This is a genomic window from Xanthomonas sp. NCPPB 3174, from assembly GCF_056725205.1.
The window spans coordinates 217,977-230,431 of sequence record NZ_CM161517.1; the positions used below are offsets into that span (position 1 = coordinate 217,977).

Below are 12,455 nucleotides of genomic sequence, written 5' to 3' on the forward strand. Positions count from 1 at the left end.
TGCATGTTGACTACCGGCTGACGTAGGGCCGGTGTACGCTCCGGCTTCTTCCCCCGGAAGCGAGGCGTGCATGAAGACGATCCTGGTGGCCGGCTCCAAGGGCGGCGTGGGCAAGACCACGGTCGCCACGCACCTGGCCGCGTCCTACGCGCTGGCCGGCAAGCGCACGGTGCTGGCCGATGCCGATCCGCAGGGCTCGTCGACCCGCTGGGCCGAACGCCGCGCCGGCCTGGACAGCGCGGTGCTGCCGATCGACGCCAGCCGCAAGCGCAGCTGGCGCGCGGCGCTGCCCGACGACGCGCAGCGGGTGATCGTCGATGCCGCCGCCGGCGCCATGGCCGAGGATCTGGGCCACTTCCTCGACGAGGCCGACGCAGTGGTGGTGCCGGTGATGCCGTCGGCGCTGGACATCGAGGCCACCGTCGGCTTCCTCAACACCCTGGCCAAGGTGCCGCGGGTGCACCAGCGCAAGCTGCCGGTCGGGCTGGTGCTCAACCGCAGCAAGCCCTGGACCAACGCCACCCAGCAGGCGCTGCAGATGCTGGGCGAATGGCCCTACCCGGTGGTGGCGCAACTGCGCGACAGCCAGGCCTACGTGGTGCTGGTGGGGCTGGGCCGCAGCCTGTTCGATTACCACTCCGTCCAGGTCCGCGACCACCAGCAGGACTGGGAACCGTTGCTCAAGTGGCTCAAGAAGGCCTGACCGATGACCATCGTTTTGCGAGAAGTGATCCTGCTGCGCCATGCCCACGCCGAACCGGCCGATACCGGCCAGGCGGATTTCGACCGGCCGCTGTCCCCACACGGCCTGGCCGAGGCCGAGGCCGCCGGGCGCTGGCTGCTGGAGCAGCGGCTGGTGCCGGATCGGGTGCTGTGTTCGCCGGCGCGGCGCGCGCGCGAGACCCTGGAGGCGGTGCTGGAGCTGACCGGCTACGTCGAGCAGCGCCTGGAGCCGCGCATCTACGAGGCCACCTCGGGCACCCTGGCCGACCTGCTGGACGGCCACCGCGACGTCGAGCGGCTGTTGCTGGTCGGCCACAACCCGGGCTTGGAGCGGCTGGCGGCACTGATGCACAGCGGCCAGTCCGGCGACTACCGCGGCATGCCCACCGCCAGCGTCGCCGTGCTCGGGGTGCCGCACGACGCGGCGATCGAGCCGGGCGTGGCGCGGTTGACCGCGTTCTGGTGGCCCTGAGCGCGCTGCGCAGGTCCCTGCGGCGGGCGCTGTGCGCCGCGCTGCTGCCGTTGTGTCTGTGGTGCGCCAGCGCCTGTGCGCAGGTCACGCCCGCTTTGCTGGCGCCCGGCGAGTACGCGCTGGACCCGGCGCAGTCGCGCTTCGGGTTCGAGATCCGCACCCGCTTCGGCCAGCGCATCGAAGGCTTCTTCCCGCGCTACGAGGGCACCGTGCACGTGCTGCCCGATGGCCGCCATCAGGTGCACCTGCGCCTGTTCACCGCCTACGTGGAAATCCCCGGCAAGCCGCGCTACACCGGCTGGATGCGCGGCGAGGATTTCTTCGACGCGCCGCGCTACCCCACCGTGTCCTTCGACTCGCAGCCGTTCTCGCCGCAGGTGCTGGGCAAGGGCGGGCCGATCCCTGGCGTCCTGAGCATCCGCGGGATCAGCCACGCCGAGACGCTGACCGTCATGCCGGCCGCATGCACCCGCGCAGGCTATGATTGCGACGTCATCAGCCGCGGTACGGTATTGCGTGGACGTTACGGAATGGACAAGTGGGATCTGGCCTTGAGCGACCGGGTCACCTTCGTGCTGCGCGCACGCCTGACCGAGGCGTCCACTCGGTGACATCACGATGGATGCGGGTGCTGGTGGTGGTGGCGCTGCTGCTCGGCAGCGGCTGCGCGAGCCTGTCGCAGGCGCAGCACGGCCGTGCCGTGGCGATCGCCGAGGCCGCGCGCGACCGCCAGATCGACTGTACGCGCGGGGACCACTGCGCGCTGGCCTCGCCGCTGCGCGGGCTGGCCGGCAAGGCCTTCGCCCAGTCCGGCGACGGCGCGCCGCGCCACTACGCCACCATCCTCGACCACGGCGAAGAAGCGCTGGTGGCGCGGGTCAACCTGATCCGCAGCGCCAGCCGCAGCATCGACCTGCAGACCTACATCTTCGACAAGGACGACAGCGCGCGGCTGGTGATGGACGAGCTGCTGGCCGCGGCGCGGCGCGGCGTGCAGGTGCGGGTACTGATCGACCAACTCTCGGCGATCTCCGACTTGCAGATCCTCGGCGCCCTGGCCGGCGCGCACGAGAACTTCTCGCTGCGCATCTACAACCCCACCTTCGGCCTGGCCAAGCCCAACTATTTCCATTACGCCGCCAGCGTGCTGTGCTGCTTCCGCCGCTTCAACCAGCGCATGCACAACAAGCTGCTGGTGATCGACGATGCGATCGGCGTGGTCGGCGGGCGCAACTACCAGGACGACTATTTCGACTGGGACGCCGAGTACAACTTCCGCGACCGCGACGTGCTGGTGGCCGGTCCCGTGGCGCGGTCGATGGCCGCCAACTTCGACGCCTACTGGGCGGCGCGGCGCAGCGTGCCGGTGGCGCGGCTCAACGACGTCGGCAAGCTGCTGCTGCGCGAGGGCGTGCCGGCGATGCCGCCGGCGCAGTTCCTGCGCCCGGAGCGGGTGCAGCGGGTCAGCGAGGAGGCGGCCGATCCGGCCTTCGTGGAGAACGCCTTCGTGCTGCCGGCGCTGCCGGTCAAGCATGTGGACTACGTCGCCGACCTGCCGCAGAAGCACCGCCGCGAACACGGCCCCAAGGCCATCTCCACCGCGCCCAAGCTCGACCGGCTGATCGCCGACGCGCGCGAGGAGATCATCCTGCAGACGCCGTACCTGGTGCTGTCGGACCCGGCGCAGGAGATCTTCCGCGACCTGCGCAAGCGCACCCCGCCGCCGCGGGTGGTGGTGGCCACCAACAGCCTGGCGGCCACCGACAACCCGGTGGTGTACGCGCTGTCCTACAAGTACAAGCGCCGCAACCTGCGCGAGCTCGGCTTCGACATCTACGAATACAAGCCGTTCCCGCTGGATGCGCCGGTGGACTACGCCAACCTGCTGCCGGCGCCGCTGCAGGGCGAGTTGCCGTCCGCGGCGGCCAGCGACGACAACCAGGGCGATTCCGGCAGCGGACGCAACGCGCTGCTGGGCGGCAGCGCCGCCGGGCGCAGTTCGCTGCTCGGCAGCGGCAGTGGCGGGCCGTCCGGCAACCGCGCCGACGGCAGCCAGGTCGCGCGCCGCGTGCTGCGCACCGAGACCCGCCCGTCCTACCTGAGCCGGCGCATCGCCAACCGGCCGTTGCCGGTGACCCGCGAGGGCGCGCGCATGGGCCTGCACGCCAAGTCGCTGGTGGTGGACCGCCGCGTCGGCGTGATCGGCACCCACAACTTCGACCCGCGCAGCGAGACCTACAACACCGAGGGCGCGGTGATCGTCGACGATCCGGCGTTCGCGCAGGCGCTGGCGGCCAGCATCGGCCGCGACATCGAGCCGGAGAACTCCTGGGTGGTGGCGCCGCGGGTCAAGCCGCCGGTGCTGTCGGGCCTGAACTACAGCATGGGCAAGGTCTCCGAGGCGCTGCCGGTTCTGGATTTCTGGCCCTGGCGCTACGCCACCGACTACGAATTCCAGCCCGGCCCCGGCTGCCCGGCGCCGCTGACCCGGCGCGACCCCGGCTTCCACCGCTGCTACAGCGCGGTCGGCGACTTCCCCGAGGTCAACGTCGGCCCGAAGTGGCTGCTGGTGCGGATGTTGACCGCGTTCGGCTCGGGCTTGGTGCCGATTCTTTGAGGGGCGGGGATTCGGGATTGGGGATTCGGGATTGGCAAAAGCGGGTCCCTGCGACCGGATGCTTCGCGCAGGCGCGATAATGTCCGCCGCGGAGATGCCGCTCTTGCCAATCCCCAATCCCGAATCCCCAATCCCGGCCCCCAAATGTCCTTTCGCGAACCTGCCGATCTCGCTGTCCTCAACACCGATTGCCGCGACACCCTGATCGCGCACCTGGGCATCGTCTTCACCGAGGCCGGGCCGGACTGGCTGCGGGCGACGATGCCGGTGGACGCGCGCACGCGGCAGCCGTACGGGCTGCTGCACGGCGGTGCATCGGTGGTGCTGGCCGAGACCCTGGGCAGCACCGCCGGCAACCTGTGCGTGGGGCCGGGGCGGATCTGCGTGGGCCTGGAAATCAATGCCAACCACCTGCGCGCCGCGCGCAGCGGCACGGTCACCGGCACCGCGCGGCCGCTGCACGTGGGCCGGACCACGCAGGTGTGGGAGATCCACATCGAGGACGCGGCCGGCAAGCCGGTGTGCGTGTCGCGGCTGACCCTGGCGGTGGTCGACCGCGGCTGAGTCCGGCTCCGGGCTGAACCCTGCGTCGGCAGGCGCTGCCGTGGCGCCGGCGGCGGCGTCTTCGGGGTGACACAATTCTCCGCTAGGCCCCCGCTTCCGGTACCCTTGTTCAGATGAGCGAGTTCTCCCCACCCGCCATGCGCCAATACGGTGGGGCGCTGCGCTGGGTTCGTTACGGCTACCGCGTGCCGCTGCTGGCGTTGCACGTGCTGTTGTCGCTGCCGTTCCTGCTGGTGTGCATGGCGCTGTCGCCCGGCCGCGCCGGCACCGAATCCTTCGGCGACCGCATGGTCTGCTGGTGGTCGACCTGGCTGCTGCGCATCTTCGGCCTGCGCGTGCGCCGCATCGGCGCGCCCTTGCCCAACCCGGTGCTGTTCGTCGCCAACCACGTCAGCTGGATCGACATCGTGATGCTGCACAGCCAGCGCATGATGGGCTTCGTCGCCAAGCGCGAGATCGCCGGCTGGCCGCTGGTCGGCTGGCTGGCCGCGCGCGGGCAGACCATCTTCCACCAGCGCGGCAGCACCGAGTCGCTGGGCGGGGTATTGCAGGCGATGCTGGAGCGGCTGCGCTCCGGCTGCTCGGTCGGCGTGTTCCCGGAAGGGCGCACCCGCAGCGGCCAGGACGTGGGGCCGTTCCACGCGCGCATCTTCCAGGCCGCGGTCGAGGCCGAGGTAGCGGTGCAGCCGGTGGCGCTGCGCTACGGCGCCGGCGGCTCGGCGCAGCAGATCGTCGCGTTCGGCCCGCACGAGAGTTTCTTCGCCAACTTCCTGCGCCTGCTCGGCGAGCCGGGGCGGGTGGCCGAGGTGCATTTCCTGGAGCCGATCCGGCTGCAGGACGTGGAAGGGCGCCGACGCATTGCCGAGATCTCCCGCGCGCGCATCGTCACGGCGATGGCACAACCCTGAACAGCGGGACACTGCCCCTGCCGCGCTTGACCGATTACTCCAGTCGACAGGCGCAAGCTCGCTCTCCATGAACGCGACCGATTACTCCCCCCCACGCTGGCTGCGCAACCCGCACGTCCAATCGGTACTGGGTTCCAGCCTGCTGCGCGTGCGCCGTGGCGAACAGTTGCTCGCCGCCAGCGGCGCCACCACTACCTCGCACATCCTCGACGGCGGCGACGGCGTGCGCCTGCAGGGCTGGCTCAGCGTGCCGGCCGGCGAAGCGCCGCGCGGCACCGTGCTGCTGCTGCACGGCTGGGAAGGCAGCGCCGACTCCAGCTACATGCGCCTGACCGCGGCGAAGATGCTGGCGCTGGGCTACCAGGTGTTCCGGCTCAACTTCCGCGACCACGGCGGCACCCACCACCTCAACGTGGACCTGTTCCACTCCGAACGCCTGGACGAGGTGGTCAACGCCGCCTGCGACCTGTGGCGGCGCTTCCCGGCGCCGACCCTGCTCGCGGCAGGCTACTCGCTGGGTGGCAATTTCGCCCTGCGCCTGGCGCTGCGCGCGCCGGCGGCGGGGCTGCCGCTGCAGCACGTGGCCGCGGTGTGCCCGCTGCTGGACCCGGCCACCACCATGCAGCGGATCGAGAACGGCCCGCAGTTCTACGACTGGTACTTCCGTCGCAAGTGGCGCGAGTCGCTGCTGCGCAAGCGCGAGCTGTTCCCCGACCGCCACGGCTACGACGACGCCACCCTGGCGCTGGACATGCGCGGGCTGATGGCCTGGCTGGCCGAGCGCCACGCCGGCTTCGCCAGCCTGGACGCCTACTTCGACAGCTACTGCATCGCCGGCGAGCGCCTGCTCGGCCTGCGCGTGCCGGCCGACATCCTGATGGCCGAGGACGATCCGGTGATTCCGCTGGACGACTTCCGCAGCTGGCGCCTGCCCGACATCGCCCGGCTGGAGATCGCCCGTTGGGGCGGCCATTGCGGCTTCATCGAGAACGCGCGCGGCGACGGCTTCGCCGAACGCTGGGTGGCCGAACGGCTGACCGAGGGGTTGGTGGAGGCCTGACGGGCGGTGCCGTGCAGGCCGTCGGGCGACTTCGCCCGCGCCGGCAGGCGGTCAGCGGAGTGGGCGCGCACCGCAATTCCCGCATGCGTCACGCGTCGGCGCCCCTTCCTCCGTTCCCGCATCACCAGCGCCGCCACTACGTAGCGCTGCGCGGCGCACCGGGTTATCTGCGCAGTCCGGCATGTTCGGCAAACCTCGCCGCCGCGTCGCCTCAGTCCACCCGTAGCGTGGCGACACGGCCGTTCCCAGCGAGGCCAGACGCCGCCCGCCGTGCCCGCCGACTGGCCCCAGCCGCCAGTCCAGGGCGGCCCGATGCTGCCGCTACAATGCGGGTTTGCCCCGAGCCGGAACTCCATGCACGAGCCCATTCTCGACGCCCTGCGCCGCCAGGACACCGCCGACGCGCTGCGTCTCGCCCAGACCTGGGCCGCCGAGGCCGCCGACGACCCGCAGGCCTTCCGCTGGTTGGCGCTGGCGCAGCAGCAGCACGGCGAGACCGCCGCCGCCCTGGACAGCATCGGCCGCGCGATCGCACTGGCGCCGGAGGACGCCAGCCTGCACCTGCTGCACGCCGGCATGCTGGTCAGCGCCAACGACCTGGCCCAGGCCGAGGACGCCCTGGCGCAGACCGCCGCGCTGGATCCCAACGAATTCCTCGCCTACGTGATGCGCGCGCACCTGGCGCTGGGCCGCGGTGACCTGGACGAAGTGGAGCGGCTCAGCCGCACCGCCGCGCGCCTGCAGCCGGAGCATCCGCAACTGCTCGGCGTGGACGGCATGCTGGCGCTGCGCCGCGGCGACGCCGACCGCGCGCTGGCGCTGCTCGCGCGCGCCAGCAACGCGCTGCCGGACGATCCGCGCCTGCTCTACGCGCTGGGTTTCGCCTATCTGGACAAGCAGCACTTCGCCTTCGCCGAGACCGCGTTCCGCCGCGTCGCCGCGCTCACCCCGGGCACCGGCGCGGCGATGATGGCGCTGGTCGCGCAGTTGGCCTACCGCCAGGGCCGCCTGGACGACGCCATCACCGCGCTGGAGACGGTGCTGGCCGATCCGGCCGGCGACACCGCCAACATGCGCCGGCTGGCCGGCGAATACGCCCTGCAGGCCGATCGCCCGGCCGAGGCACTGGACCACCTGCGCCGCACCCTGGCGGTGGCCCCGGCCGACCGCCGCACCCTGCACGCGGCGCTGATCGCCTGGCAGCGCCTGGGCACGATCGACGACGCCCGCGCCACCCTGGAAGCGGCGCTGGCCACCACCACCGACGCCCACGACCTGTGGCTGGCGCGGCTGGCGCTGGAGCCGGTGGGCGGCCCCGAGGCGCGGGCGCTGATCGCGCGCTGGCAGGCGGCGATGCCGGCGCACGTGCCGGCGCTGGAAGCGCAGCTGCGGGTGCACGACATGGCTGGCGAGCGCGACCAGGGCGAGGCCGTGGCGCAGCGCATCGTGGCGCTGGAACCGGGTCGGCTGAGCGGCGAGGAACGCCTGGTCGAGGCGCTGCTGGAGCGCGGCGAGCACGATGCCGCCATTGCCCACGTGCACGGCCTGATGCAGCGCATGCCCGAACGCGACCGCACCGTGGTGCGGCCCTGGCTGGCGGCGGTGCAGGATGCGGCCGGGCGCCCGGAAGACGCACTGGCGACCTGGGTGGCCTTCCAGGAGGAACAGTTGCCGCACCGCCTGCCGCTGCCGCCGCTGGGCCAGGCCCCGGCGCAGTGGCCGCCGCTGGGCACTGTCGACCCGCAGAACCAGGCCCGCCCGCTGTTCGTCTGGGGCCCCCCGGGCAGCGGCGTGGAGCGGGTGATCGCGGTGATCGACGCGGCCAGCCCGGTGCTGCGCGGCGACCGCTTCGGCCAGCAGCCGCCGACCGACGGCCTGCAGCGTTTCCGCAGCGTCGGGGAACTGGACAGCGGCGCCCTGGACGGTGCGGCGCTGGTCGCCGAGTGGCGCGCGCAACTGCCGGCGCGCGGCGTCGGCGACGGCAACATCGTCGACTGGCTGCTGTGGTGGGACAACGCGCTGCTGCGCGCGCTGCGCCCGCACCTGCCGGAAGGGCGGCTGCTGATCGTGTTGCGCGACCCGCGCGACATGCTGCTGGACTGGCTGGCCAATGGCGCCCCGGCGCCGCTGGGCCTGGCCTCGCCGGAGACCGGTGCGCAGTGGCTGGCGGCGGTGCTGGCGCAGGTCGCCGACCTGCACGCGCAGGATCTGTATCCGCACCACCTGGTGCGCCTGGACGGGACCGAGCACGATCCGGCCGGCGTGGCGGCGGCGCTGGAGCAGGCGTTCGGCGTGGCGTTCCCGACCATCGCCACGGTCGGCCCGCCGCGCTTGGTCGCCGGCCACTGGCGCGCCTACGCCGCCCCGCTGTCCGCGGCCTTCGCGCTGCTGACGCCGGTCGCGGTCCGCCTTGGCTACCCTGAAACCTGATTCCCCAAGGAGATTCACGCATGCGTCTTCGCAGTGACAGCATCCAGCCGGGTCAGCCCATCGCCGCGACCTACGCGATGGGCCAGAGCGACGGCTTCGGCGGCAACCGCAACCCCCACCTGGCCTGGGACGCGGTGCCGGCCGGCACCCAGTCCTTCGTGCTGCTGTGCGTCGATCCGGACGTGCCGACCGTGGCCGAGATGGTCGGCCGCGACGACGTGCAGATCCCGGTCGAACAACCGCGCACCGAATTCGTGCATTGGGTGGCAGTGGACCTGCCGGCCGCCCTGCGCGAGATCGCCGAGGGCAGCGCCAGCGACGGCGTGGTGGCCAAGGGCAAGCAGCAACCGCCCGGCCTGGATGGCGCGCGGCAGGGGCTGAACAGCTACACCGACTGGTTCGCCGGCGACGCGGCGATGGGCGGCGACTACCACGGCTACGACGGCCCGTATCCGCCGGCCAACGACCTGCGCGTGCACCGCTACTTCTTCCGCCTGTTCGCGCTGGATGTGGCGCATCTGGACGTGCCGGCACGCTTCACCGCCGCCGATGCCTTGCGCGCCATGCAGGGCCACGTGCTGGCCGAAGCCAGCCTGCACGGCACCTACAGCCTCAACCCAGCGGTGAAGTAAGCCACAAAGTCCCTCTCCCCTCGGGAGAGGGGTTGGGGTGAGGGTCGGGGCGCGAAGCGCCTCGCTAATCCTGTCATTGCGAGGCTTCGCCCGCACCCTCATCCGCCCCTGCGGGGCACCTTCTCCCGGGGGGAGAAGGGAAGAGCCAGAGCCCCTCTCCCGTCGGGAGAGGGGTTGGGGTGAGGGTCGGGGCGCGCAGCGCCTCGCCGATCTGCCATTGCGAGGCTTCGCTCGTACCCTCATCCGCCCCTGCGGGGCACCTTCCCCCGAAAAGGGGGCCGTGGTCCCGATGGGAGAAGGAAGGAGCCGAAGCCCCTCTCCCACCGGGAGAGGGGTTGGGGTGAGGGTACGGAGCGCGCAGCGCCTCGCCCACTCAACCCCTCACGCCGCCGGCAACCACAGCAGCAGCGCCGCGCCCAGCACGATGCGGTACACCGCGAAGGCGGTGAAGCGGTGCGACTTGATGTAGCCCAGCAGCCACTTCACCACCACGAAGCCGGTGACCATCGAGGCGACGAAGGCCAGCGCCACGTCGCCCCAGTTCTCGCTGCCCAGGCCGCCGTCCTTGTACAGCTCCAGGAACGAGTAGGCGCTGGCCGCGAACATGGTCGGAATGCCGACCAGGAAGGCGAACTCGGCCGCGGCCGAGCGCTTGCTCAGGCCCAGCAGCATCGCCAGGAAGATCGTCGCCGCCGACCGCGAGGTGCCGGGGAACACGCCGGCCACCACCTGGGCCAGGCCGACCGCGATGGCCACCGTCCAGGTCACCGTCTCGCGCTCGGGCAGGCGCGCGGCGAAGTACTCGGCCACCAGCATCCACACGCCGCCGATCACCAGCGCCCACGCCACCGGTTGCACGCTGTCGGGCAACTGCCAGCCGGCCTTGCGCACCACCAGGCCGACCACCGCGGTGACCAGGAAAGCCGCGCCCAGCTTGAATGCGTAGTCGCGGTTGGCGCGGTCGCCCAGGCCGGTGGCCAGGTCCCACAGGCGCTGCCGGAACACCAGGGTGGTCGCCAGGATCGCGCCGGCCTGGATCACGATGTTGAAGAAGTCGGAACGGTGGCCGAGCCAGCGCTCGGCGATCAACAGGTGCCCGGTGCTGGAGATGGGCAGGAATTCGGTCAGGCCTTCGATGATGCCCAGCAGCAGGGCCGACAACAGATCGCTCATGGAGGAGAGGGTCGCGTTTTTGGGGGAGGGGAAGCTGCGCAAGGATAGAGCATCCTCCATGCGCACAAATTTGGTGCGTTCAGGTGTGAATGCACCACAAAAGTGCAGTGCATTTGCATCGTTCGCGTGCACGCTTCAGCAGAATCAAGGGCTTGTGAGTGCCACACGCTTGGCATGGCGATTGCTGATACTCGCCCACGCCCTTCACAACCCGAGGTTGCATCGAATGTCTGCGGAAACTATTGAGAAGCTGGTCAAGGACAACAAGATCGAGTTCGTCGACCTGCGCTTCGTCGACATGCGCGGCGTGCAGCAGCACGTCACCTTCCCGGTCAGCATCATTGAGCCGGCGCTGTTCGAGGAAGGCAAGATGTTCGACGGCAGCTCGATCGCCGGCTGGAAGGGCATCAACGAGTCGGACATGGTCCTGCTGCCCGACGCCGACACCGCCTTCGTCGATCCGTTCATGGCCGATCCGACCCTGGTGCTGACCTGCGACATCCTCGATCCGGCCACCATGCAGAGCTATGGCCGCGACCCGCGCGGCGTGGCCAAGCGCGCCGAGGCCTACCTGAAGTCCAGCGGCATCGCCGACCAGGCGTTCTTCGGCCCGGAGCCGGAATTCTTCATCTTCGACGGCGTGCGCTTCGGCAACGAGATGGGCCACACCTTCTTCAAGATCGATTCGGAAGAGGCGGCCTGGAGCAGCGGCAGCAAGATCGAAGGCGGCAACAGCGGCTACCGTCCGGCGGTCAAGGGCGGCTACTTCCCGGTGCCGCCGACCGACTCGCTGCAGGACCTGCGCGCCGAGATGTGCAAGACCCTGGAGCAGGTCGGCATCGAAGTCGAAGTGCACCACCACGAAGTGGCCACCGCCGGCCAGTGCGAGATCGGCACCAAGTTCAACTCGCTGGTGAAGAAGGCCGACGAGCTGATGATGATGAAGTACATCATCAAGAACGTCGCCTACCGCAACGGCAAGACCGCGACCTTCATGCCCAAGCCGATCGTCGGCGACAACGGCTCGGGCATGCACGTGCACCAGTCGCTGGCCAAGGGCGGCACCAACCTGTTCTCCGGCGACGGCTACGGCGGCCTGTCGCAGATGGCGCTGTGGTACATCGGCGGCATCTTCAAGCACGCCAAGGCGATCAACGCCTTCACCAACTCCGGCACCAACAGCTACAAGCGTCTGGTCCCGGGCTTCGAGGCGCCGGTGATGCTGGCCTACTCGGCGCGCAACCGTTCGGCCTCGTGCCGCATTCCGTGGGTGTCCAACCCGAAGGCGCGCCGCATCGAGATCCGCTTCCCGGATCCGCTGCAGTCCGGCTACCTGACCTTCGCCGCACTGATGATGGCCGGCCTGGACGGCATCAAGAACCAGATCGACCCGGGCGCGCCCAGCGACAAGGACCTGTACGACCTGCCGCCGGAAGAGGAGAAGCAGATCCCGCAGGTGTGCTCCAGCCTCGACCAGGCGCTGGAAGCGCTGGACGCCGACCGCGAGTTCCTCAAGGCCGGCGGCGTGTTCACCGACGACTTCATCGATGGCTACATCGCGCTGAAGATGCAGGAAGTGACCAAGTTCCGCGCGGCCACGCACCCGCTGGAATACCAGCTTTACTACGCCAACTGAGTTCCACGCGCGGCGATGGCGAAGGCTTCCCCTCCCTCCTTCGCCATCGCCGCCACCTGCCCGGCTGGGGAGCCGTGCAGGTGGTCCGCGCCCACCATCGCGTCATCGAGTGTCCAGGGGATGGACCGCGCAACAGAGCGCTTGCGTGCCGTGGGCCACGTTCCCTCCCACGTCGCCGTCGCCGCCGCACTTTGGGTGCGGTGGGCCACGGCGTGATCCACGGAACGCATCGCGCAGCAG

11 protein-coding genes are annotated in these 12,455 nt (G+C 70.7%); 10 read left to right on the top strand and 1 reads right to left on the bottom strand.

Features of this window, described 5'->3' with window-relative positions; all coding sequences use genetic code 11:
* Nucleotides 1-70: 70 nt before the first annotated feature.
* The 9 genes from AC1PK7_RS00920 to AC1PK7_RS00960 all read left to right on the top strand — a co-directional run bounded on the left by AC1PK7_RS00920 (nt 71) and on the right by AC1PK7_RS00960 (nt 9,406).
* Nucleotides 71-703, top strand: a complete 633-nt coding sequence (locus tag AC1PK7_RS00920; RefSeq protein ID WP_010340933.1) for a ParA family protein — start codon at nt 71-73, stop codon at nt 701-703.
* Between the two features lie 15 nt (nt 704-718).
* Nucleotides 719-1,195 carry a SixA phosphatase family protein gene (locus AC1PK7_RS00925; RefSeq protein WP_010340932.1) on the top strand — a complete coding sequence of 159 codons (477 nt, stop codon included), beginning with the start codon at nt 719-721 and terminating at the stop codon, nt 1,193-1,195.
* The gene (locus AC1PK7_RS00930) at nt 1,186-1,806 is read left to right on the top strand and encodes a YceI family protein (protein WP_481099557.1); all 621 of its coding nucleotides are present in this window, start codon (nt 1,186-1,188) and stop codon (nt 1,804-1,806) included. Before AC1PK7_RS00925 ends, AC1PK7_RS00930 begins: the two co-directional genes overlap by 10 nt.
* Nucleotides 1,807-1,817: 11 nt before the next feature.
* A complete protein-coding gene (locus tag AC1PK7_RS00935; RefSeq protein ID WP_481100820.1) occupies nt 1,818-3,812 on the top strand; it encodes a phospholipase D family protein in 1,995 nt (664 codons plus the stop codon).
* Between the two features lie 144 nt (nt 3,813-3,956).
* Nucleotides 3,957-4,376, top strand: a complete 420-nt coding sequence (locus AC1PK7_RS00940) for a hotdog fold thioesterase (RefSeq protein ID WP_481099558.1) — start codon at nt 3,957-3,959, stop codon at nt 4,374-4,376.
* 113 nt (nt 4,377-4,489) lie between these two features.
* Nucleotides 4,490-5,284, top strand: a complete 795-nt coding sequence (locus AC1PK7_RS00945; protein ID WP_019801786.1) for a lysophospholipid acyltransferase family protein — start codon at nt 4,490-4,492, stop codon at nt 5,282-5,284.
* A gap of 67 nt (nt 5,285-5,351) precedes the next feature.
* Entirely contained in the window at nt 5,352-6,344 is a 993-nt protein-coding gene (locus AC1PK7_RS00950; RefSeq protein WP_010340927.1) for a YheT family hydrolase, read from the top strand.
* Nucleotides 6,345-6,698: 354 nt separating this feature from the next.
* Entirely contained in the window at nt 6,699-8,774 is a 2,076-nt protein-coding gene (locus AC1PK7_RS00955) for a tetratricopeptide repeat protein (RefSeq protein WP_481099559.1), read from the top strand.
* Between the two features lie 20 nt (nt 8,775-8,794).
* Entirely contained in the window at nt 8,795-9,406 is a 612-nt protein-coding gene (locus AC1PK7_RS00960) for a YbhB/YbcL family Raf kinase inhibitor-like protein (protein WP_481099560.1), read from the top strand.
* Between the two features lie 381 nt (nt 9,407-9,787).
* On the opposite strand, the gene AC1PK7_RS00965 is transcribed toward AC1PK7_RS00960, so the two are convergent.
* A complete protein-coding gene (locus AC1PK7_RS00965; RefSeq protein WP_010341074.1) occupies nt 9,788-10,579 on the bottom strand; it encodes an undecaprenyl-diphosphate phosphatase in 792 nt (263 codons plus the stop codon).
* Nucleotides 10,580-10,805: 226 nt separating this feature from the next.
* Here AC1PK7_RS00965 and glnA point away from each other — a divergent pair, with 226 nt between their 5' ends.
* The gene (glnA, locus tag AC1PK7_RS00970) at nt 10,806-12,215 is read left to right on the top strand and encodes a type I glutamate--ammonia ligase (RefSeq protein WP_017908900.1); all 1,410 of its coding nucleotides are present in this window, start codon (nt 10,806-10,808) and stop codon (nt 12,213-12,215) included.
* Nucleotides 12,216-12,455 lie beyond the last annotated feature (240 nt).

Bases quoted from the DNA above. Each gene is read 5' to 3' on its own strand.
- AC1PK7_RS00920 (WP_010340933.1), top strand. From the start codon at position 71: ATGAAGACGATCCTGGTGGCCGGCTCCAAGGGCGGCGTGGGCAAGACC.
- AC1PK7_RS00935 (WP_481100820.1), top strand. From the start codon at position 1,818: ATGCGGGTGCTGGTGGTGGTGGCGCTGCTGCTCGGCAGCGGCTGCGCG.
- AC1PK7_RS00940 (WP_481099558.1), top strand. From the start codon at position 3,957: ATGTCCTTTCGCGAACCTGCCGATCTCGCTGTCCTCAACACCGATTGC.
- AC1PK7_RS00945 (WP_019801786.1), top strand. From the start codon at position 4,490: ATGAGCGAGTTCTCCCCACCCGCCATGCGCCAATACGGTGGGGCGCTG.
- AC1PK7_RS00950 (WP_010340927.1), top strand. From the start codon at position 5,352: ATGAACGCGACCGATTACTCCCCCCCACGCTGGCTGCGCAACCCGCAC.
- AC1PK7_RS00955 (WP_481099559.1), top strand. From the start codon at position 6,699: ATGCACGAGCCCATTCTCGACGCCCTGCGCCGCCAGGACACCGCCGAC.
- AC1PK7_RS00960 (WP_481099560.1), top strand. From the start codon at position 8,795: ATGCGTCTTCGCAGTGACAGCATCCAGCCGGGTCAGCCCATCGCCGCG.
- AC1PK7_RS00965 (WP_010341074.1), bottom strand. From the start codon at position 10,579: ATGAGCGATCTGTTGTCGGCCCTGCTGCTGGGCATCATCGAAGGCCTG.
- glnA (WP_017908900.1), top strand. From the start codon at position 10,806: ATGTCTGCGGAAACTATTGAGAAGCTGGTCAAGGACAACAAGATCGAG.